Source organism: Acidiphilium sp. 34-64-41 (assembly GCF_002282635.1).
Classification (GTDB): domain Bacteria; phylum Pseudomonadota; class Alphaproteobacteria; order Acetobacterales; family Acetobacteraceae; genus Acidiphilium; species Acidiphilium rubrum.
In genome coordinates, this window is the sequence record NZ_NCJX01000079.1 from 1 (window position 1) to 21,551 (window position 21,551).

Consider the following 21,551-nt stretch of genomic DNA (forward strand, 5'->3'; position numbering starts at 1 on the left):
GAACGCTGGAAGCGCTGGGACAGAACGTAACACCCGACGCCTTGATCCTCGGTGCCATCGGTCTCGGACCATATCAACAGGCAACGCTATAAGAGCCAAAATAGTAAGCTGACTAAACATATACTCATTGACTGCGACGAGAGCAATAGATTTTTTCGAGAAATCCAAAAAAAGGAAAATGGAGACCGAGATGCAACCGTAGGTACCTATTGCTCGCTAGTCGAGATAATCCTGAGACGAGTTTAATGCAATGACGAATCATTTCACAGATGGTTAATAAAAAAACGTTGAGTTGTCGTAGGAAAAATCAACGTCGGTCTCTGGCAGAGGCTTCCGGACGAGCGGCGGAGCGACTCGTGGCTGCGTGGTACGAACGGGAAGGATACGATCTGCTTGCGCGGCGTGTTCGAACGGCGCTCGGTGAGATCGACTTGGTTGTGGCAAATTCGGACATGCTTATCTTTGTCGAGGTGAAAGCGCGTGCTGAGGAGCGTTCCGCTGCTGAGGCTGTTACGCATCGTCAGCGAACTCGGCTCATTGCGGCCGCAGAGATTATTCTCGCGGAACATCCTGTCTGGAGCCGGGAACTGACCCGTTTTGATGTGATTTTGGTTGTAGGCGGGCTCATCGTTCCGATCCCAGACGCGTTCAGGGCGGATCAAGTTCGGTCGTGACACGGTGTTTGCACTGCGCCGAGTGTGCAAGGTTTGCTTACGACTATAAAAAGGTCTATATGTAATAATAATGAGAGGGACCATGGTTAATTTTGAGGTTAGGTATTCGTCGTTGCTAGATATGAAGCCGCCTATTCAGTCCCGGATCAAGAATGATTTCGCTTTCTGGCCGCTCCGTACGACATCTTGGATCGTTTCAGACGATGCCAAAGATCTCCAGATAAATCGATCACGCAAAATGATCCTCGGCAAAAACCGAGAGCCGAACGTGATTTTATCCCTAGCGCGATTGGCAGGAGAATGGATTTTTCTTGTGAGAGCCGGTGTCCCGATCATGTTAGCCGGCTGGGCCGCCGCGCGTGCTGCGGCACAATTTGCCAAGGCGGAGCATTTCACGTTCGGCCACAACTTACGTTGGATCGATGAAATGGGTGACGACCGCCCCCCATCGGTCGATTGTTTACGAGACATTCAGGACATGTTGGCCGTTTATTGGATTGGATGTGATGCCGAGTTTTCGGCCAACGATGCTGCTCGGGTCATAGAGCTCTGGTCCGCTCTCGGAACATGCGAGACGATTATGGAGACAGGTGGCGATATTCGTCTTCTACGCGACCCTCAAACGAATCTGAATGGATATGGTTGCAGCCACCGCCCTAGACCCTGGGCTATCACCTTTGCATCTTCCACCGCCTCCTCCGTCTCGGAGCGCGGTTATGAGGCGGCGGACCGCGTGCGACTCCGCTTGACTGCCGCAATGCTCCGATCAGGTAATCGGTCGGCACTTCTCGCCGAATCATTGGCTATCCGTCGCGCCATCGGAAAGGCATTCGGCGTTCCGCGGGGCGGCGCGGTCGCGCTCGCGGCGTCGGGGACGGACAGTGAATTGCTCGCTCTGGGACTCAGCCATCTGCCGGTCGCCGACCGGCCGATCACAACCATTTTGCTGGCGCCTGAGGAAACTGGCAGCGGCGTTCCGATGGCAGCAATGGGGCGGCACTTCGCGGTTGATACGGCGAGGGGGCATGACGTGTCTCGTTCCGAGCCGATCGAGGGATTCCGGCCTGACACGGCCCTGATATCAATTCCTTTGCGTGACGGCGAAGGGCAGGTCAGACCCGCCGCCTCTGTCGAAGCCGAGATCACCGCGGCTGTGGCGTCAGCGATCGATAGCGGTCATCGTGTCATTTTGCACGCGCTCGATCTGTCGAAAACCGGCCTGCTGGCACCCTCCATGGCACTCCTCCGCAGCTTGCGGAGCCGTTTTGACGGTGCGCTCGATATCGTTGTCGATGCTTGTCAGTCCCGGATCGCCCCTGAGCGCGTGCGTGACTATCTCGCGCTGGACGCTGTAGTCCAGGTCACCGGCTCGAAGTTCCTGACCGGGCCACCGTTTGCCGGCGCCGCCCTGATGTCCCCGGCGATCGCCGCGCGCTTGACAAGCGGCGTCCTGCCGGTCGGGCTTGGTGCCTATTTCAGCCAGGGCGACTGGCCGCGCGGCGCGACTGCCGCGCATCGATTGCCGGTCGGCACCAACTATGGATTGCTCCTGCGCTGGCGTGCGGCGTTGGCGGAATACCGATCGTTCGCGGCGGTGGGACCGGCGCAGACAACAGCGGTCATTGAACGATTCAAGGATACGGTTGTTCGAGCCATCGAAGCGCATGGCATCTTCGTGCTGCAACCGGTCCCTGCGCTGCAGCGCAATGGCGCGTTATGGGACAACGAGCGGACCATATTCGCATTTGCCGTCCGCGAGCCCGGTAAATCCGGCCGACTTCTCGACCCGGCGGCGATGCGTCTGCTGTACCGTTGGCTCAACGCCGATTGTTCGGCTCTCTTTGTCGCAGCCAGCGAGCGAGCGTTGGCCGCCCGGATTTGCCATATCGGTCAGCCGGTTGCATTGCCAAATACAGGCGGTGCTCAAACCGGATGGTTAAGAGTCTCAGCGGGCGCCCGCCTCATCTCGGGCGAACCATCCCATCGTGACCTGGCGATCGAACGCCGATTGGCGCGCGAGATGGCCGATCTGACCACCGTGTTCGACAAAATTGCTCTCCTTCACGCCAACTGGAACCGCGTGCAGGCCGCCGACCCTATAGCGCGCTATCGGTAGCCCGGAAGGTCATGCGACCAAGGCCCGTTCCAACGCAGCCAGCCCTTCATTCAAAACGGCGTCACTGACGGTCAAGGGCACCAACAGACGAATCGCGTTGGCATTGACGCCGCATGACAGCAGAATCAGCCCGTGCTCACGCGCACGGGCCAGTACGTGCTTTGTTTGGTCCGGAGCAGCCACGTATCCGCCACGCTCCTTGACCACATCGAAGGCGATCATGGCACCGGGACCGCGGATCGCAGTGATTGGGACGACATCGTTACGCGATGCTATACGATGCAGCGCGGCTTTGATCGTCGCGCCGATGACGTTCGCGCGCTCGACCAGATTTTCGGATTCAATCACGTCGAGCACCGCAAGGGCCGCCGCACAGGCGAGCGGGTTGCCCGCATAGGTGCCGCCGAGCCCACCGGGTTCCGGAGCATCCATGATCGCGGCGCGGCCGATCACGCCGGACAGGGGAAATCCGCCCGCCAGCGATTTCGCAACGGTCAGCATATCCGGTTTGACGCCGGAATGCTCGATGCCAAACATGCGCCCGGTACGACCGAATCCGGTCTGCACCTCATCGGCGATCAACAGGATACCGTGGTGGTCGCAGAGTTTTCGCAATGCGTGCAGCAGTTCGACCGGCGCGGGTATGAAGCCGCCTTCGCCCTGGACAGGCTCGATCACGATTGCCGCCACCCGGGAGGGTTCGATGTCGGCCCGGAACAGCATCTCGATCGCCCGCAATGTGTCCGACACCGTCACGCCGAACGGCTCGAACGGAAACGGCGCGTGATAGATCTCAGCTGGCATCGGCGCGAATAGGCGCTTGTAGGGCATAACCTTGCCGGTCATCGCCATGGTCAGCAGCGTACGGCCATGATAGCCGCCGGCAAACGTTATGATACCTGGGCGACCCGTTGCAGCGCGGGCAATTTTTATCGCATTTTCAACGGCTTCAGCGCCGGTCGTGAGAAAAATCGTCTTGGCCGGCCCTTCGATCGGTGCGATTGCGTTGAGCCGCTCAGCCAGCTCGATATACGGTTCATAGGGCGTCACCTGAAAACACGTATGGGTAAAACGTGCCAGTTGCGCTTCGACCGCGGCAATCACCTTTGGGTGCCGGTGCCCGGTATTGAGAACCGCAATGCCGCCGGCGAAGTCGACGTAGCGGCGCCCGTCCTCATCCCACAACTCGGCGTTCTCGGCACGAGCGGCGTAGACCGGGTGGGCGACGCCAACGCCGCGCGGTATGGCGGCTTCACGCCGTGCCTGTAGACTGGCGTTGCTCGATTTCATGAAGGTCTCCTCAATTCACGGTGGCGCCGCGTATCGTGGCCGCTATGGCGAAATCAGGCTCCGTTGCGGCTCTGATCTGTTCAATCGTCACGTCGTCCGGCTTGTCGATCAATGTGAGTGAAGGTGAGCTGTGGGCATCGACTTCGAAAACCGCGAGGTCGGTCACGATCATGCTGACGACGCCCTTGCCGGTGAGCGGCAAATCGCATGATTTCAGGATTTTCGGTGCGCCTTTTGCGGTGTGCTCCATCAGGACCACCACGCGGGGTACGCCGGCGACAAGATCCATCGCCCCGCCCATTCCTTTGACCATCTTCCCCGGGATCATCCAATTGGCCAGATCGCCATTTTCGGCCACCTGCAGTGCACCGAGGATCGAAATATCGATATGCCCGCCACGCACCATGCCGAACGACGCGGCACTGTCGAAATAACTGGTCGTCGGAAGATCCGTCACAGTCTGTTTGCCCGCGTTGATCAGGTCTGCATCCTCATCGCCTTCGAACGGGAAGGGCCCGATGCCCAGCATACCGTTTTCAGAATGGAGCTGTACCGACATTCCCGCCGGTATATGGTTGGCAACCAGGGTGGGAATGCCGATCCCCAGGTTGACGTAGAAGCCGTCCTGCAATTCAAGTGCGGCGCGCGCGGCCATTTGATCTCTTGTCCAAGCCATCTACGCTCTCCCTAAGCCCGTTTGCGCACGGTGCGCTGCTCGATGCGCTTATCCACCTGATCGAGCAGAACGATCCTTTTGACGAAAATACCAGGCGTTACAATGTGATCACCATCGAGACTGCCAGGCTCGACCAGATGCTCCACCTCCGCCACCGTCATGTTTGCCGCAGTTGCCACGATCGGATTGAAGTTGCGCGCGGTCTTGCGATAGACCAGATTGCCCTCGGTATCGCCTTTCCAGGCATGGATAATGGCCAGATCCCCGACGATGCCGCGCTCCATCACGTAATGCCTGCCGTCGAACGCGCGGGTCTCCTTACCCTCGGCCACGGCGGTGCCAAAACCGGTTGCCGTGAAAAAAGCGGGAATCCCGGCGCCGCCGGCGCGGATGCGCTCTGCCAGCGTTCCCTGCGGATTGAATTCGATGTCGAGTTCACCCGCAAGATATTGCCGTGCGAAAGTCGCGTTTTCCCCGACATAGGAGGAGATCATTTTCTTGATCTGCCGGGACTCGAGAAGGATCCCAAGCCCGGCCCCATCGATCCCGGCATTGTTGGAAACGATCGTGAGGTTGCTGACGCCGCTGTCGCGGATGGCTTCGATGAGCGCCATCGGCACACCACAGAGGCCAAATCCGCCGGACAGGATGGTCATGCCGTCACGCAGGAGCCCGGCGAGCGCTTCGGTAGAATTTTTATAGACCTTGCGCATGCATCTAGCGCTCGACGCACATGGCAACGCCCATGCCGCCGCCGATACAGAGTGTGGCAAGGCCTTTGTGCACGCTGCGTTTCTGCATTTCGTGCAACAACGTAATCAGCACGCGTGCCCCGGATGCGCCGATCGGATGGCCGATCGCAATCGCGCCGCCGTTGACGTTGACCTTCGCGGGATCGAGGCTGAGGCCCTTGTTCACCGCGCACGCCTGGGCGGCAAACGCCTCGTTGGCCTCAATCAGATCAAGGTCTGCCGCCGTCCAACCCGCCCGATCAAGCGCCTTTTGCGACGATGGGATCGGCCCGGTTCCCATCAGGGCCGGATCGACGCCGGCCGTGGCAAAACTGGCGATGCGGGCGAGGGGGGTAATGCCGCGCCGTGCGGCGTCCTTTGCCGACATCACCATCAGGACCGCGGCCCCGTCGTTCAGGCCTGACGCGTTGCCGGCTGTTACCGTGCCGTCCTTCGCGAACGCGGGCTTGAGGCGTGCCATGCCCTCCGCAGATGAGTCATGGCGGATGTACTCATCATCGGACACGACGACATCGCCTTTGCGTCCCGACAGCGTCACCGGCGCGATTTCGTCCTTGAACCGACCCGATTTCTGCGCGGCAGACGCCTTTTGCTGGGACGCGAGGGCCAGGGCATCCTGATCGTCGCGGCTGATCTGATAGGCGCGCGCGACGTTCTCGGCGGTCGTCCCCATGTGATACCCGTTGAAGGCGTCCCACAGGCCGTCCTTGATCATCGTGTCGATCAATTTCATGTCGCCCATTTTGGTGCCGGTGCGCATGTGGGCGCAATGCGGGCTCATCGACATGCTCTCCTGACCGCCCGCGACCACGATATCGCTTTGGCCGGACATGATCTGCTGCGCCGCCAGAGCGACGGCGCGCAGGCCGGAGCCGCAGACCTGATTGATGCCGAATGCCGTCTTCGCGTCGGGTATCCCGGCATTGCGAGCGGCCTGGCGGGCCGGGTTCTGGCCTTCGCCCGCTGTGAGGACCTGTCCGAGAATGACCTCGTCGATTTCGTCGGCATCGATCCCCGATCCGTCGATTACCGCCTTAATCGCAACTTCACCCAGGATATGAGCCGGCGTGTTCGCAAACGCGCCATTGAAACTACCGACCGGCGTACGTGCCGCGGCAACGATCACGATGTCTTCCACGAGTTTTTCCTCCACATCTCTTTACTGCGCGCAGCATAAACCTGTTGCGCCGTTGCCGCTACTGGTCGGCCGGGATGGATTTTCCGCCCTCGCGTGTTGGTTTCGGCCGGGCTTGTAACGGGGTAGGCGGGACGGGGTTGATCGAGGCGGCGGCGTCCAGTGGTCGCGGGATGTCCCCAGCGCCCGGCCGTGCTAGCATTCAATACCTTTCTCTGCCATTCTACCGCAGCGCACCACGACTTCGTCATAGATATGCGAAAGTTCGTTTCGGGTGAAAGGGAAGGGGCGATAACGATGGCTCAAACACCGGATGAGACGGCAGCAACGCAAGTTGTTATCAAAAAATACGCAAATCGTCGCTTATATAACACCGAATCGTCCTCGTATATCACTCTTGAAACCTTGTCCGAAATGGTCAGGGCCGGCCGGGATTTTGTTGTCTACGATGCTAAGACATCCGAAGACATCACTAGGTCTGTTTTGACCCAGATTATCGTCGAGGAAGAGAGCAAAGTTGGTCAGTCGATGTTGCCGACGAATTTTCTGCGGCAATTGATCGGCCTTTATGGTGACAACATGCAAGGCATGGTTCCGCGTTATCTGGAGTCGGCGATGGCCCAGTTTGGCCGCCAGCAGGCGCAGATGCGCGCGGCGATGCAGCAGACCATGGGAAGTTTTCTGCCCCCCGGCATGGAAGAGATCGGCCGGCAGAACATTGCCATGATGGAGCGCGCGATGAGCCTGTTCGCGCCCTTCGCACCGCGCTCCGAGACGAAGTCGGAGACGACGCCGGAGTTGGTTCCCGAAGAGATCGATACTCTGCGCAGCGAGATCGACCGGCTACAGGCCGAACTCGCCGACATAAAGTCGAACAAGGCCAAGAGACCGTGACGATCGCTCCGGGCGCCCCCGGCCTGCCACCACGATGGACGTCAAGCGCCAAGGACGGCGTCGGTACGGCGCTCTCCCCCCGCAGTGCCGTGTGGTTTACCCATAGCCACGGCATTCTCGACGAGATTTATTATCCCCGGGTCGATCAGGCCTGCACCCGTGATTGCGGGTTGATCGTGACCGATGGGACCCCCGGTGGCCTGTTCGTCGAGGAAAAGCGAGGCACCGTCAGCCGCACCCGCCGCCTCGCCGACGGCGTTCCCCTGTTCACGATCACCAACACCTGCGAACAGCATGGCTTAACCATCGAAAAGAAAATCGTCGCTGATCCCCGCTTTGACTGCGTGCTGCAGCATATCACGCTGACAACGAACCCGGGCGTCACAGGCTTGCGCCTGTTTGCCCTGTTGGCGCCGCATCTCGTCAACGGCGGTTCCCACAATACCGGATGGGTCGGCGCATACAAAGGCATGCCCATGCTGTTCGCCTCGGGCGATGGCACCTGCCTCGCGATGGCCTGTTCATCGGGGTTGCTGGCCGCGAGCGTCGGCTATGTCGGCACGTCGGATGGATGGCAGACGCTGCAGCGTCATGGCAGTTTGCAGGAACGATTTGATCGCGCCGAGGACGGCAATATCGCATTGGTCGCCGAAATCGATACGACCGCGCCGGCTCTCATTGCGATCGGCTTCGGGCGGAAACCTGAGGAAGCGGCGTTCCAGGCCGCAGCAAGTCTTGCGGGCGGCTTTGAGCGTGCCGAGAATGAGTATGTCGCCAACTGGCGTCATTGGCAGCACGGGCTCGAGCCGCTGGACCCACCCCAACCCACCGGTCCGCATAATTTCTACCGGGTCAGCACGGCGGTGATGCGGTGCCATGAAAGTCCATTGTTTCCGGGCGGCTCGATTGCCAGCCTGTCGATCCCGTGGGGCGCCAGCAAGGGCGATGACGATCTGGGTGGCTACCATCTGGTCTGGCCGCGCGATCTGGCGGAGACGGCCGGCGCGTTGATCGCCTGCGGCGCGCATGCGGACGCCCGCCGCACACTCGATTACCTGCGCGTGATCCAGGAGGCGGACGGCCACTGGCCGCAGAATACATGGCTGGACGGTTCCGCCTATTGGGGCGGGTTGCAATTGGATGAGACGGCGTTTCCGATCCTGCTGCTCGATTTGGCGTTTCGAAACGGCGCGGTTGCCGAAGCGGAGCTTGGTGACTACTGGCCGATGGTTCGAAGCGCCTGCGCCTTCATCATCGCCAACGGCCCGGCCACCGGTCAGGACCGGTGGGAGGAGAACGCGGGCTACACGCCGGCAACCCTGGCCGTCGAAATCGCCGGTCTGCTGGCTGGCGCCGATCTGGCCGAACGCCTGGGTCGCTCGGCAGAGGCAGGGCTCATGCGTGACACGGCCGATGCATGGAACGCCGACATCGAAAGCTGGATCTATGTCAGCGGGACCGATCTGGCCAACCGATGTGGCGTAGCGGGTTATTATTTGCGCATCGTCGCCGATGGCGACCACGATCTGGCAGGGGCGGCGCTGCACGGGCGGATCGCGGTGCGGAACCGCCCCGAGGGTGAAGCCGACGTCGCAACCGACGAATTGATCGGCGCGGACGCGCTCGCGCTGGTCCGGTTCGGGCTCCGGGCCGCGCACGATCCTCGGATTCGCGATACCATCACCGTGATCGATCATCTGACCAGGATCGACCTGCCGCAGGGGCCGGTGTGGCATCGCTATAACGCGCATTTTGCGATCGCCGCCGATGACCTGGCCGGCGCCGATGCGCTGCGGATCACGATGGAGCGTTGCGCCAGCGAAGGTGGTCTGCTGCCCGAACAGGTGTGGGACGCCGATAATCTGCCCGAGCATGAACTGGTCCGCGGCCGTCCCAGCGGATCGGCAATGCCCTTGGTGTGGGCGCACGCCGAATACGTGAAACTGTTGCGCTCCTTGCGCGATGGAGCCGTGTTCGATTTGCCGCCGCAAACCGTAAGACGCTATCAGGTCGAGAACATCACGTCGCGGTGCCGTGACTGGCGCGAGGCCTGGCGCCGGAGCAAAATACCCGCAGGCCAGAATCTCCGCGTCGAAATCACCGGCCCGGGCGTCATTCACTGGACCGACGATGACTGGGCAACCGTCCACGAAGTGCCGACGACCGATGCCGGCCTCGGCATCCACGCGGCGGAACTGCCGTCTGCCGCTCTCAGCGCCGGGCGTGCCCTGATTTTCACGTGGAGCCTGAACGATGGCGGTTGGCGCGGCCGGAATTTTACGGTTGCCATTGTCGGGTAAAAACTGAGCCGTGAGTGCGTCATCGGTCCTGGTCAGTGGTGCAGCCGGCTTCATCGGGCGTGCGGTAACGCTGCATCTGGCTGCGAACAGACACGAGGTTGTCGTGGCACTGCGACGTCCGCGGGATATCCCCGGCGCAAGTCGGCAGGTCGATGCTGGTGATCTGGCTGCACCGGAGCCGGCCCTCGCCAACGCCATGCGGGGCGTCGCCGCGGTGGTTCACGCCGCGGGACTGGCTCATCGCACCGGCGTCGACCCAACCGCGATGGCCTCGGCAAATGTCACGGCGGCGCGGCGGGTCGCCGAGATCGCGGCGTCACGCGGCGTGCCACGGTTCGTGCTGGTCTCCTCGGCGGCAGTGTTTGGCAAGTCCCGGCCGGACCCGTTTTCCGAATCGAGCATCGTCGGCCCGGATGATCCTTATGCCCGCAGCAAGTTGGACGGCGAACGTGCCGTGCGCGATGCTTTAGCCGGCAGCGCAACCAGCCTGGTTATCATCCGCCCTTGCGCGGTGGTCGGGCCCGGTTGCGCCGGCAACATTCCTCGCCTGATCCGGCTGATCGAATCACGCTGGCCGCTACCGTTCGGCCGCATCCGAAACAAGCGTAGTTTCATCGATGTCGATGATCTCGCAGCACTCATCGGCCGCACCATCAATGCGGCGGAAGTCCCGGACATTCTGATCGCCGCCCACGAGCAGCCGATTTCGACGCCGGACCTGATCCGTGCCTTGATGCGCGGGCTAAGCCGGCGGCGAGCGTTGCTACCGGTCCCGGAGCGGGTGCTGCAGGCCGGCGCCACGGCCGCCGGTAAGGCATCGCTTTGGCAGAGTTTTGCGGGATCGTTTCAGGCGGATGTCTCATTGACCGCGCGAACCCTCGGGTACCGAGCCCCCACGTCGGTGGAAAATGCCCTTCAGCGGACGGCGGCAGCGATACGGTATAATAATACCGCTGACTGATCCACTTGACGTTAACAGCATGTTCTTGCATAATCCGGTCGAACATAAGCCTGTAGTCGTAAGGATTTCCATGATGAAAACTACCGTTTCGCTGAAGCCGGCGGACGTGCAGAGGGACTGGGTGCTGATCGATGCCGAGGGTCTGGTGCTCGGTCGTCTGGCCGCTCTGATTGCCACGCGTCTTAGGGGCAAGCACAAGCCCCAGTTCACACCGCATGTCGATTGCGGCGATCATATCGTCGTCGTCAATGCGGAGAAAGTGAAGGTCACGGGCAATAAGCTCGACCAGAGCGTGTTTTACTATCACACGGGCTTTGCTGGCGGCATCAAGGGGCGGACGTTGCGTCAGCGTCTCGAAAGCAAGCATCCGGAGCGCGTGCTGGAAAAAGCAGTGGAGCGCATGATAACGCGCGGTCCTTTGCAGCGCCAGCAGATGAAAAACCTGCATATCTATGCGGGAACCACCCATCCGCACGATGGGCAGCAGCCCAAGACGCTGGATGTCGCTGCCATGAACCGCAAGAATGTGAGGGCCTGAGCATGTCTGGAACCGGAACGCTCGCCGATTTGAAATCTGTCGTGACCCCTGGGTCGATCCTGTCCGAGACCGAAGCCGCACCGAAGCGTGAACCGAAGCGTGATGCGCTGGGCCGTTCCTACGCGACGGGCCGCCGCAAGGATGCTGTCGCACGCGTTTGGATCAAGCCTGGCAAGGGCGAGATTGTGATCAACGGACGGAAGGCGGCGCAGTACTTTGCCCGGCCGGTCTTGCGTATGTTGATTACGCAGCCGTTTCTGGTCGCTGACCGCTACAATCAGTTCGATGTCTTCGCAACCGTAACCGGCGGCGGTCTGTCGGGCCAGGCGGGCGCCGTCCGTCACGGGATATCCAGGGCATTGACATATTACGAACCCGACTTGCGCGGCATCCTCAAAATTGCCGGGTTCCTGACGCGTGACCCGCGTACCGTGGAACGCAAGAAGTACGGCAAGGCGAAAGCGCGTCGTAGCTTCCAGTTCAGCAAGCGCTGAGATCACGGAGTCGATCCTACCGCCACTCCCGGTTCGCCGGAAGTGGCGTTTATTTTTGATATTCTGACGTTTTGTTGTTGCTGCGCATTGAATATAACTGTAACGATGGGATGAAATTTGCCCGTGATCGGTCTGGTGCTGGACGCGATAGTTTAACGTGTATAAAAACGAAGACGTATTTAATCGGGTGATGCGTGGGCGATAAATTAGATAGGTTGCGATTGGGCGAGCAACTTTGTTTCGCACTTTACGCGGCAACTCATGCTATAACACGCATTTATCGGCCCATGCTGGCGGAATTCAACATAACCTATCCGCAGTATATTGTGCTTTTGGTGCTCCTCGAGCGTGTGGAATCTACGGTAAATGGTATCGCCGATGCCCTCAAACTGGATGCGGCGACTGTTACGCCATTATTAAAGCGACTGGCAGAGGCTGGCTGGATTACGCGTGAGCGCAACCGCGCCGACGAACGAGTGGTAGTGGTGCGACTAACGCCCCAAGGACGGGCGCTCGAGGCGCGGTTGGCCGAAGTTCAAAACACAGTGCGCTATCGTACCGGTCTCGACATCGATGCATTCAGGAACTTACGTGATACACTTGACGAGCTGACCGAAACTCTTGCGACAGGACCCAGCGAGGAGGTCTAAGGCAGCTTGCTTTTGAGTTGCAAATGCCGATTAACCGCGGTCACCATTGTGGCTGCCGCACGTAGAACCATCGTCTTGTTATCGGCTTTGACTTCCATCGATTTCACCATCAGAGGTTGTTTTTGGTCGACCGAATCTAGCTCCCCGCGCATATAAATGATCAGATCACTAACTTTGTGAATTGATCCGATGAAAACATATTGGGCACCAGTTGAGTGCGCGGCGCTGATCGCACAAGACCTGCACGTCGAAGGATGCTGATAGGATTTGAGCGCTGTAGCGGTGGCATGCTGAGTTGCGGCACCTGTTACAACGATTAGCCGCTTGTCGTCGGCAAGTTCATGGCGCATTGCCGTAGCGGCATCCAAAAGCCATCGTTTTTGATCAGCCAGTACGAAGGCGCGATGATCAATGGACGTGTCGAACAAATCGAATGGCTCGATCAAGATCCTCGCGCGTGCGGGTGACTGATGCGCCAGCGCAACCGACTGTCCGACGCACAAAGCTAGTATGAGGGGTAGTATCCTGGTTTGGTACGCTTTCAGCTTAGTCTGCCCCCAAATTACCGTGGCAATGTTTGAATTTTTTACCCGACCCGCATGGACACAGGGCGTTCCGAGGAGTGGCGAACCAAGTTTCCGGGCGGCCTGGATCGACCGCTTCCTGCCGAACGTTGGTTATCGGCATCGGTGTGACTTCATTGACCGGTCGCTGGCCCGCTAGCGCAATATCACCATCATAGCGGGCAGCACTTTCATGCTGTTCATACATCTCGGATGGGTCGAATATGGGGGCGTTGGCAGTAGGATCGGTGCCCAGTTCGACATGTGCGAGTGCGGTCGATACCTGCTCTTTTAAATCCTCCAGCATCACTGAAAACAGTGCGAAGGCTTCCGCTTTATATTCGTTCAGCGGATCGCGCTGCCCATACGCCCGCAGACCAATACCTTGGCGCAGATGGTCGAGCGCGAGCAGATGCTCCTTCCACAGATGGTCGAGTGTTTGGAGAAGGATCGATTTTTCGAGGAACCGCATGAAGTCAGGACCGAAGCTCGCCGCTTTTACGGACATATTCGCCTCGACAGCGTCAGCGATTCTTTCACGCAGATGGGTTTCGTCAATACCTTCCTCGGCTGCCCAGTCGATGATCGGCAGTACCAAGCCAAAAATGCGGTCAACGTCCGCCGTCAACTCCGCGCTTTCCCATTGTTCGGCGTAGGCTTTAGTCGGGATCCGCCGTTCGACGATTTCGGCGATCGTGTCGGCCCGCATGTCGCCGATCACATCGGCCACCGAGTCGGCTCGCATGAACTCCCGTCGTTGCGCATACACTTCCTTGCGCTGGTTGTTCATCACGTCATCGTATTTCAGCAAGTTCTTCCGGGTATCGAAATTTCGCGCCTCAACCTTTTTCTGTGCTTTTTCAAGCGCCTTGTTGATCCAAGGATGGATGATCGCTTCGCCATCCTTGAGACCAAGTTTCTGCAGCATCGGGCCCATGCGGTCCGAGCCGAAAATGCGCATTAAGTCGTCGTCAAGCGAGAGAAAGAAACGTGATGCGCCAGGGTCGCCTTGGCGGCCCGAACGACCGCGCAGTTGATTGTCGACCCTGCGGCTCTCGTGACGCTCGGTACCGATCACAAACAGACCGCCGGCGGCCTTGACGACATCGTGCGCGGCATCGATCTCGGCGCGTATCTCTGCCTCACGTGCGGCGTGATTGGGGGGATCGACTGCGGCAAGTTCGGTCTTCAGGCGTGTCTCCAGATTGCCGCCGAGTTTGATGTCGGTGCCGCGGCCAGCCATGTTCGTGGCGATGGTGACGGCACCCGGCGCACCGGCATCGGCCACGATACTGGCCTCCTGCTCGTGAAAGCGCGCGTTAAGAACCGAGTGGGCGACGCCCATGCCGGTCAGGAGGCTGGAAATTAATTCAGATTTTTCGATCGACGTGGTTCCGACCAGAACCGGTTGGTTCCGGGCGCGGCATTCATCGATCAGATTTGCGACGGCTTGATATTTCTCGCCTTCGCTTCTGTAAACCTCATCGTCGCTATCCTTGCGCGACACCGGCACATTGGTCGGAATCTCGACCACGAGAAGTTTGTAGATCTCTTCAAACTCATCGGCCTCGGTCAGTGCCGTGCCGGTCATGCCGGACAGTTTCGGATACAGGCGGAAATAGTTCTGAAACGTGATCGAGGCGAGTGTCTGGTTTTCCCGCTCCACGGTGACGTGCTCTTTGGCTTCCAGCGCCTGGTGCAGGCCATCCGAGTAGCGGCGACCATCCATCATGCGGCCGGTAAACTCATCGATGATGATGACCTGACCGTTCTTGACGATGTAATCAACGTCGCGCGTGAACAACGTATGGGCACGCAGGCTCTGCTGGACGTGGTGAACCAGGGAGATGTTGAAAACGTCGTACAGATTACCTTCAGTGAGCAGTCCGGCCTCGGTGAGCATCTGTTCGACGCGTTCGGTACCGGCTTCGGTGAGGTTCACGGTCTTGAATTTCTCGTCCTTGTCGAAATTCGACGGGTCCTCGGCCAGGACTTTTACGACCACATCGACCTGAGCGTATAGTTCCGTCGGCTCATCGGACGGGCCGGAAATGATCAGCGGTGTGCGCGCCTCATCAATCAGGATACTGTCCACCTCATCGACGATGGCATAGTTGAAATCGCGCTGCACCATATCGGCCAACGCATATTTCATGTTATCCCGCAGGTAATCGAAGCCAAATTCGTTGTTGGTGCCGTACGTGATGTCGCTTGCGTAGGCGGCGCGCCGCTCATCATCCTCGATATTGGGAACAATGACACCAACGGTCAGGCCCAGAAAATTATAAAGCCGTCCCATCCACTCGGCGTCCCGCCGTGCCAGATAGTCGTTCACGGTGACGACGTGCACGCCCTTGCCGGTCAGCGCATTCAGGTAGACGGGCAGGGTGGCAACCAGTGTTTTGCCCTCACCGGTCTTCATCTCCGCGATTTTACCGTCGTGCAGCACCATGCCGCCAATCAACTGCACGTCGAAATGGCGCATACCGAGAACGCGTTTCGCGCCTTCCCGGCACACCGCAAACGCTTCAGGCAGCAAATCGTTCAAGCTCTCGCCGGCGTCGATGCGGGCTCGAAACGCCGCGGTCTTCGCCTGGAGTGCCGCATCATCCAACGCCGCAAGTTCGGGTTCGAGCGCGTTGATGCTGTCGATTCTCCGGCGGTAAGCCTTCAATGACCGATCGTTGGTGGTCCCAATAAGGGCGCGGGCAATGCTTGCAAACATGATGAGGCGAGTTTCCGGTCTATCCGCTGTTCGTGCGACCCTGGCACGACACCATACGGCGCCGGGCGTGGGGCCAATGCACTGACATAGGAGTGCAGGCCAATCTGGTCAATGAACAGAGGCTGCCGCTTTATGACAACACATCGCGCATCTTGCCCGCGACCGCCGCTTCCGCCATGGTGCGGCGCAAATGCAACGGGGTCAAGCAGAATGAAACGCTCTCTATTTCTCAATTCGATCGGCGTCTTCGGCGCCGCCACACTGGCTCTGGCGATCGGAGCGAACCATGCGATGGCGGCATCGGCAAATGGCTCGCCTGCGCCGGCGGCAACCGCGGGCAAACCGGCGCCGAAAGACCCCGTGGTGGCCACGGTGAACGGTTACAAAATCCATCTGTCAGACCTTGCCAAGGCGGCACAATCGCTCCCCCCACAGCTGCAGCAGGCCCCACCCCAGGAGCTGTACCCCGTTCTTCTGAACCGATTGGTCGATGAGCGTGCCCTGCTGGTGAAGGCGCGGCAATCAGGTGCGGCCAAAAAGCCTTCCGTGGCAAAATCGATGCATGAGGCCGCTGATCGGGCGCTCGAATCGGCCTATCTCCGCGCTGAAGTGAAGCCCGAACTCAGCGATGCTGCGGTCAAAGCCTATTACGAGAAGCATTACGTCGGAAAGAAACAGGCCGAAGAGGTCAAGGCACGACAGATCCTTGTCAAAACCAAGACCGAGGCTGAGAAAATCATCGGTCAGCTCGACAAGGGGGCGAAATTCAGTGAACTGGCGATCAAGGACAGCATCGACCCCGGCGCCAAAAATGGCGGCGAACTCGGCTGGTTTACCAAAGATGAAATGGTCAAGCCCTTTGCCGATGCGGCCTTCGCGCTGAAGCCGGGGACCTACACGAAGGAGCCCGTGCAGTCGCAATTCGGCTGGCACATCATCAAATCTCAGGGCAAGCGCGAGAAACCGGCCCCCACATTTGCCGATGTCAAAGACAAAATTCGCCAGACGTTGACCGATCAGGCCATCACCAAGGCGCTCCAATCCGCACGGACTGGCTTGAAAATCGCACTGTTCAATCCGGACGGCTCGCCCGCCAAGGCGCCCGATGCCGCGTCTCCGGCGGCGGCGCCGTCAAAGAACTGAGGGCTTCGCTTGGCTAAAAAATTGGCGGTATCTCCGCTCGCGTTGCCCTTGCCGGATCTGCCGGCAGTCGGTGGCGTCAGGTTCGCAACGGTGGCCGCGGGTATTCGCTACCGCGGACGCACCGATGTCCTGTTGGCCGATTTTGCGCCGGGTACAACGGTCGCTGGCGTTTTCACCCGCAATAAATGTCCTGGCGCGCCCGTCACCTGGTGCCGGGACATTTTGCCGCGCGGTTTGGCGCGCGGCCTGTTGGTTAATGCCGGCAATGCGAATGTGTTCAACGGTGCCGCGGGTGCCGCGGCAGTCAGGGCAAGCGCGGTCGCGGCTGCTCGCGCTTTGAAATGCGCGCCCGAGGAGATTTTTCTGGCCTCTACCGGTGTAATCGGTGAGCCGATGCCGACGGAAAAGATCACTTCCGTCACCGACGAGCTGGCCGCCGGCCTGTCGGCTGATGGCTGGAAGGCGGCAGCCAGCGCAATCATGACGACCGACACTTTCCCCAAGGCCGCTACGCGGACCACGATGATAGGGGGCACATCGGTCCGGATCACCGGCATCGCCAAAGGTAGCGGCATGATCGCGCCAGACATGGCAACAATGCTGGCGTTTGTTGTCACTGACGCGGCAATTCCTGCGCCCATGCTGCAAACGATGCTGCTCCAGTCTATCGAGCCGACGTTCAATTGTATCACGGTCGATTCAGACACATCCACGTCGGACACCGTCCTGCTGTTCGCCACCGGTGCCGCAGGTAACGCGCTGGTTGCACGTACCAAGGATTTGAAAGCATTCCGGCTCGCTTTGCTCGGTGTGTTGCACGATCTCGCGCAGATGGTCATCCGCGACGGTGAGGGGGCGCGCAAGCTGATCGAAATCACGGTTACCGGTGCCGTGTCGCGGCGCTCGGCACGGCGGGTTGGTCTTGCGATCGCCAATTCTCCCTTGGTGAAAACCGCCGTTGCCGGCGAAGACGCAAATTGGGGCAGAATCGTCATGGCGGTCGGCAAGGCAGGAGAACCCGCCGAACGTGATCGATTGGCCGTGGCGGTCGGTGGCGTCTGGATGGCGCGTGAGGGGCGGGTGGTTGATGGCTATCAGGAAGCCCCGGTCGTCACACATATGGGCGGCTCCGAGATCAAGATTGCGGTCGACCTTGGGATGGGGCGTGGCAGCGCGGTCGTATGGGGCTGTGACCTGACGCATGGATATATCGACATTAATGGTAGCTACCGCAGCTGACTGAATAGCGTCATGATATTATCACGAACTCGTGATAATGGATGCTGACGTTGGATCATCCAAACGAGTGTCAGCGCCGTATCACCGTTACAAGGCCTCAAATCAGCGGCCGTGAACAGGAGATACGCGATGAACCTCAAGCACTTGCTGGTCGGTTTTGCCCTTGCTGCCGGACTTGGTGGTGTTGCGACCGCGGCCATGATGAACGATACAGTCACGGTTGGCGGCGCGCCGATGTATCCGACCAAAAACATTGTGCAAAATGCCGTAAACTCAAAGGATAATACGACATTGGTTGCCGCGGTGAAGGCTGCGGGCCTGGTGACGGCACTCGAGGGTAAAGGTCCTTTCACCGTATTCGCGCCGACCAACGAGGCGTTCGACATGCTGCCGAACGGTACGATTGCAACGCTCCTTAAGCCAGCGAACAAGAAAATGCTGACGTCTATTCTGCTGTATCATGTAGTGCCTGGCGATTTCACGTTCGGCACTCTGGCGGCCGATATCCAGGGACATGGTGGCACGGTCAAGCTGAAGACCCTCAACGGTGCGTATCTGACGTTCAAAATGAACGGCCCGCGAAACATCGAGGTGATGGATGCGAAAGGCAATACCGCCAACATCATCATTTACAACGTCAAACAATCAAATGGTGTAATTCAGGTGATCAATCGCGTTCTGATGCCGTAACATCAGGGATGATCACTGAACGGCGCGGGATTCCCCACCCCCGCAGCCATACTGGAACCAGCGATCAATTAAGGTCGCTGGTTTTTTTTGTGGCGCGTTGATCAGCGCTCGCACGCTTGAACGCTGGCCTCGCTTGGCTCAGAACGGCACATCAATGGTTTCGGGGGGGAGAGTTGTGGGACTAGCTGGAAAAATTGCTTTGGTGACGGGTTCGACGAGCGGCATCGGGCTCGGAATCGCGCGGGAACTGGCCAGCGCCGGGGCCACCATCGTGCTGAACGGGTTCGGCGACCCGACCGCGATCGAGGCAACGCGGTCCGCCATCGCCGGTGAGTTTGGCGTTACCGTCGCGTTCGAAGCTGCCGATCTGACCAAGCCAGCTGAAATTGACATGCTGGCTCGCCGGTGTGAGGCGGCGTTCGGCTCTATCGATATTCTGGTCAACAATGCCGGGATTCAGCACGTCGCGTCGATCGAGGATTTTCCCGGAGAAAAATGGGACGCGGTGATCGCACTCAACCTCTCTGCCGTGTTCCATGGTATGAAGGCGGTGTTGCCGGGAATGAAGCGGCGCGGATGGGGGCGGATCATAAACATCGCCTCGGCGCACGGGCTTGTCGCCAGCGCCCATAAGATTGCCTATGTGGCAGCGAAGCACGGTGTGGTTGGAGCGACCAAGGTCGCGGCAATCGAATGCGCCAATGACGGAATCACGGTCAATGCAATCTGCCCAGGCTGGGTGCTGACGCCGCTTGTTCAAGCGCAGATCGAAGCGCGTGCCGCTGCCAATGGCACGTCCGTCAGCGCCGAATCGAACGCTCTCCTCGCCGAGAAGCAACCGATGCTGGCATTCACGACGCCTGAAAAAATCGGTCAATTCGCTGCGTTCCTGTGCTCCGAGGCGGGATCGACCATGACCGGCGCCGCATTGTCGATCGATGGGGGCTGGGTTGCGCAATAATTCGAAAGAGGCAGAGCGAATCGTTTCATCACTGCAGCGCGCCGCGTCGCTGAAACTTGCTTTGGCGGAAGACCCGATGCCGATCATCGCGGTCGTCGAGGCGTGCGATACAGCGATCCGCGCGGGTAACAAGCTGCTTTTCTGTGGCAATGGGGGCTCTGCGTCCGACTCACAGCATCTCGCAACCGAATTGTTGATCCGGCTCCGCGGGTCGGTCGTGCGCAACTCCTGGCCGGCGATCTCGCTCACCCTCGACGCCTCGGCCCTCACCGCCGCGGGCAATGATTTTGGATTTGATGAGGTCTTTGCCCGGCCGTTGTCCGGCTTGGGTAGAGCGGGCGACGTCTTGTTTGGCATCACGACCTCCGGCCGCTCGCCTTCGGTCGTGCGGGCGCTCCAGGTTGGCCGTGAAATGGGCATTACGACGGTGGGTCTGTTAGGTGGGGATGGCGGTGCCGCACGAGCGCTCTGTGATCACGCCCTCCTCGTACCGGACTTTGAGACCATGCGGATCCAGGAGTGCCATATCGCACTGGGCCACATTATTCTGGAGTTGCTCGAGGATCGTTTGATTGGCGCGGATCGATGACGTTTCTGGTCACCGGGGTCGCAGGCTTCATTGGATATCACGTCGCCCAAACATTGCTCGCACGCGGGGAAACGGTGGTGGGTGTCGACAACGTCAACTCGTATTACGACGTTCGCCTGAAGCGGGCGCGCTTGGCGCGGCTGAGCGCGGCGCGGCTGTTCTCATTTCATGAAATTGACATCGCTGACCACGATGCCCTGCGGAGTACATCCGTGGATGTTGACGTAATCATACATCTGGCGGCACAGGCCGGCGTTCGCCATTCGATCGACAACCCGTTCGCCTATGCGTCATCGAATTTGACCGGCCATCTGTCGATCCTCGAAGCCGCGCGTCATGCGCCCCGATTGACACACCTTGTGTATGCCAGTTCATCGTCCGTGTATGGCGCAGGGTCGGCCTTGCCTTACAGCGAGGCGGCGCGGGCCGATCGGCCGCAATCGCTTTACGCGGCAACCAAACGCGCAGACGAAATGATGAGCATTGCGTACTCGCATCTTTATGGGCTGCGTCAGACCGGTTTGCGTTTCTTCACGGTTTACGGCCCCTGGGGCCGGCCTGACATGGCATATTTCAGCTTCGCCGAAGCCATGATGGCCGGACGTCCCATCACGCTCTACGAGGGCGGGCGACTGAAACGAGACTTCACCTTTATCGAAGATATCGTGGCCGGCGTGCTGGGGGTGGTCGATCTGCCTCCCAAAAACAACAGTGAGCATCGTCTGTTTAATATCGGTAATAACCGTGCTGAAACCGTGCTCGATCTGGTCGTAATTTTGGAGGCTGAACTCGGCCGCAAAGCGATCATTGTCGACACGCCCCGACCGGCGGCCGACCCGGTGGAGACCTGTGCGGATCTCGACGCTTTGACGGCGTTGACCGGTTTCGAGCCGAAAGTGACGTTAAATCAAGGTGTTCCGCGTTTCGTGGCGTGGTATCGGGACTGGTGTGCGGAAAGGGGCTTGACGGGATAATCTCGCTGTAATACATCAGTCACATCGGCGGCGGCGTCTTAAGTCTCCATCGAAAAATAAGGTGTTCGGCGGGATCAAAGGTCCCGTCGTTTTGTTCTTTGAGGTTTGTGAATAGGCTAGGAAGGGATACGTTGGTGGCGTTTGGCTACTGATTGTATTGCTGGGTCTGAGAGGGCTTGGTGGTGTG

General features: G+C 59.5%; 20 protein-coding genes. 14 read left to right on the top strand and 6 right to left on the bottom strand.

The genetic code is table 11. The features are described from left to right. Positions 1 to 269 precede the first annotated feature (269 nt). Complete coding sequence (locus B7X49_RS14320; RefSeq protein ID WP_286839892.1) at positions 270 to 674, top strand: YraN family protein; 405 nt, start codon at positions 270 to 272, stop codon at positions 672 to 674. An 82-nt stretch (positions 675 to 756) separates the two neighbouring features. Then, a complete protein-coding gene (locus B7X49_RS14325; RefSeq protein WP_286839895.1) occupies positions 757 to 2,790 on the top strand; it encodes a hypothetical protein in 2,034 nt (677 codons plus the stop codon). 9 nt (positions 2,791 to 2,799) lie between these two features. Here B7X49_RS14325 and gabT read toward each other — a convergent pair whose 3' ends face one another. Genes gabT through B7X49_RS14345 form a run of 4 tightly spaced genes read right to left on the bottom strand, consistent with a single transcriptional unit; the run spans position 2,800 to position 6,646 of the window. Further along, positions 2,800 to 4,080, bottom strand: coding sequence for a 4-aminobutyrate--2-oxoglutarate transaminase (gene gabT, locus B7X49_RS14330; RefSeq protein WP_286704374.1), 1,281 nt, complete (start codon positions 4,078 to 4,080; stop codon positions 2,800 to 2,802). 10 nt (positions 4,081 to 4,090) lie between these two features. Then, positions 4,091 to 4,756: a 3-oxoacid CoA-transferase subunit B gene (locus tag B7X49_RS14335; RefSeq protein WP_286704373.1), complete on the bottom strand. Its 666-nt coding sequence runs from the start codon at positions 4,754 to 4,756 to the stop codon at positions 4,091 to 4,093. Positions 4,757 to 4,767: 11 nt separating this feature from the next. Then, positions 4,768 to 5,469: a CoA transferase subunit A gene (locus B7X49_RS14340; protein WP_286704372.1), complete on the bottom strand. Its 702-nt coding sequence runs from the start codon at positions 5,467 to 5,469 to the stop codon at positions 4,768 to 4,770. Between the two features lie 4 nt (positions 5,470 to 5,473). Continuing rightward, complete coding sequence (locus B7X49_RS14345) at positions 5,474 to 6,646, bottom strand: acetyl-CoA C-acetyltransferase (protein WP_286704371.1); 1,173 nt, start codon at positions 6,644 to 6,646, stop codon at positions 5,474 to 5,476. Between the two features lie 294 nt (positions 6,647 to 6,940). Here B7X49_RS14345 and phaR point away from each other — a divergent pair, with 294 nt between their 5' ends. The 6 genes from phaR (at position 6,941) to B7X49_RS14375 (ending at position 12,480) form a co-directional block, all read left to right on the top strand. Further along, positions 6,941 to 7,537: a polyhydroxyalkanoate synthesis repressor PhaR gene (gene phaR / locus B7X49_RS14350; RefSeq protein ID WP_029313481.1), complete on the top strand. Its 597-nt coding sequence runs from the start codon at positions 6,941 to 6,943 to the stop codon at positions 7,535 to 7,537. Next, positions 7,534 to 9,837 carry a glycoside hydrolase family 15 protein gene (locus tag B7X49_RS14355; RefSeq protein ID WP_286839900.1) on the top strand — a complete coding sequence of 768 codons (2,304 nt, stop codon included), beginning with the start codon at positions 7,534 to 7,536 and terminating at the stop codon, positions 9,835 to 9,837. The genes phaR and B7X49_RS14355 overlap by 4 nt, the downstream gene beginning before the upstream one ends. A 10-nt stretch (positions 9,838 to 9,847) precedes the next feature. Next, positions 9,848 to 10,798: an NAD-dependent epimerase/dehydratase family protein gene (locus B7X49_RS14360; RefSeq protein ID WP_286704369.1), complete on the top strand. Its 951-nt coding sequence runs from the start codon at positions 9,848 to 9,850 to the stop codon at positions 10,796 to 10,798. Between the two features lie 73 nt (positions 10,799 to 10,871). After that, positions 10,872 to 11,336 carry a 50S ribosomal protein L13 gene (gene rplM, locus B7X49_RS14365; RefSeq protein ID WP_029313476.1) on the top strand — a complete coding sequence of 155 codons (465 nt, stop codon included), beginning with the start codon at positions 10,872 to 10,874 and terminating at the stop codon, positions 11,334 to 11,336. Positions 11,337 to 11,338: 2 nt separating this feature from the next. After that, positions 11,339 to 11,830 (top strand): 30S ribosomal protein S9, encoded by a 492-nt coding sequence (gene rpsI, locus B7X49_RS14370; protein ID WP_029313475.1) that lies wholly within the window; start codon positions 11,339 to 11,341, stop codon positions 11,828 to 11,830. Positions 11,831 to 12,024: 194 nt separating this feature from the next. Further along, positions 12,025 to 12,480 (top strand): MarR family winged helix-turn-helix transcriptional regulator, encoded by a 456-nt coding sequence (locus B7X49_RS14375; RefSeq protein WP_408735574.1) that lies wholly within the window; start codon positions 12,025 to 12,027, stop codon positions 12,478 to 12,480. Here the strand turns inward: B7X49_RS14375 and B7X49_RS14380 are convergent. Next, positions 12,477 to 12,926, bottom strand: coding sequence for a DUF2380 domain-containing protein (locus tag B7X49_RS14380; RefSeq protein ID WP_286704367.1), 450 nt, complete (start codon positions 12,924 to 12,926; stop codon positions 12,477 to 12,479). The two genes, B7X49_RS14375 and B7X49_RS14380, sit on opposite strands and share 4 nt — an antisense overlap. A gap of 100 nt (positions 12,927 to 13,026) precedes the next feature. Beyond that, positions 13,027 to 15,768 carry a preprotein translocase subunit SecA gene (secA, locus tag B7X49_RS14385; protein WP_286704366.1) on the bottom strand — a complete coding sequence of 914 codons (2,742 nt, stop codon included), beginning with the start codon at positions 15,766 to 15,768 and terminating at the stop codon, positions 13,027 to 13,029. Between the two features lie 291 nt (positions 15,769 to 16,059). On the opposite strand from secA, the gene B7X49_RS14390 reads away from it, so the two are divergent. The 6 genes from B7X49_RS14390 to B7X49_RS14415 all read left to right on the top strand — a co-directional run bounded on the left by B7X49_RS14390 (position 16,060) and on the right by B7X49_RS14415 (position 21,364). Next, the gene (locus B7X49_RS14390) at positions 16,060 to 16,911 is read left to right on the top strand and encodes a peptidylprolyl isomerase (protein ID WP_286704365.1); all 852 of its coding nucleotides are present in this window, start codon (positions 16,060 to 16,062) and stop codon (positions 16,909 to 16,911) included. 9 nt (positions 16,912 to 16,920) lie between these two features. After that, positions 16,921 to 18,150, top strand: coding sequence for a bifunctional glutamate N-acetyltransferase/amino-acid acetyltransferase ArgJ (gene argJ / locus B7X49_RS14395; RefSeq protein WP_286704364.1), 1,230 nt, complete (start codon positions 16,921 to 16,923; stop codon positions 18,148 to 18,150). Positions 18,151 to 18,279: 129 nt separating this feature from the next. After that, positions 18,280 to 18,840 (top strand): fasciclin domain-containing protein, encoded by a 561-nt coding sequence (locus tag B7X49_RS14400; RefSeq protein ID WP_286704363.1) that lies wholly within the window; start codon positions 18,280 to 18,282, stop codon positions 18,838 to 18,840. Positions 18,841 to 19,015: 175 nt separating this feature from the next. Beyond that, a complete protein-coding gene (locus B7X49_RS14405) occupies positions 19,016 to 19,801 on the top strand; it encodes a 3-hydroxybutyrate dehydrogenase (protein WP_408735575.1) in 786 nt (261 codons plus the stop codon). After that, complete coding sequence (locus tag B7X49_RS14410; RefSeq protein ID WP_286704362.1) at positions 19,791 to 20,390, top strand: SIS domain-containing protein; 600 nt, start codon at positions 19,791 to 19,793, stop codon at positions 20,388 to 20,390. The genes B7X49_RS14405 and B7X49_RS14410 overlap by 11 nt, the downstream gene beginning before the upstream one ends. Continuing rightward, positions 20,387 to 21,364: an NAD-dependent epimerase/dehydratase family protein gene (locus B7X49_RS14415; RefSeq protein ID WP_286704361.1), complete on the top strand. Its 978-nt coding sequence runs from the start codon at positions 20,387 to 20,389 to the stop codon at positions 21,362 to 21,364. The genes B7X49_RS14410 and B7X49_RS14415 overlap by 4 nt, the downstream gene beginning before the upstream one ends. Positions 21,365 to 21,551: the final 187 nt, after the last annotated feature.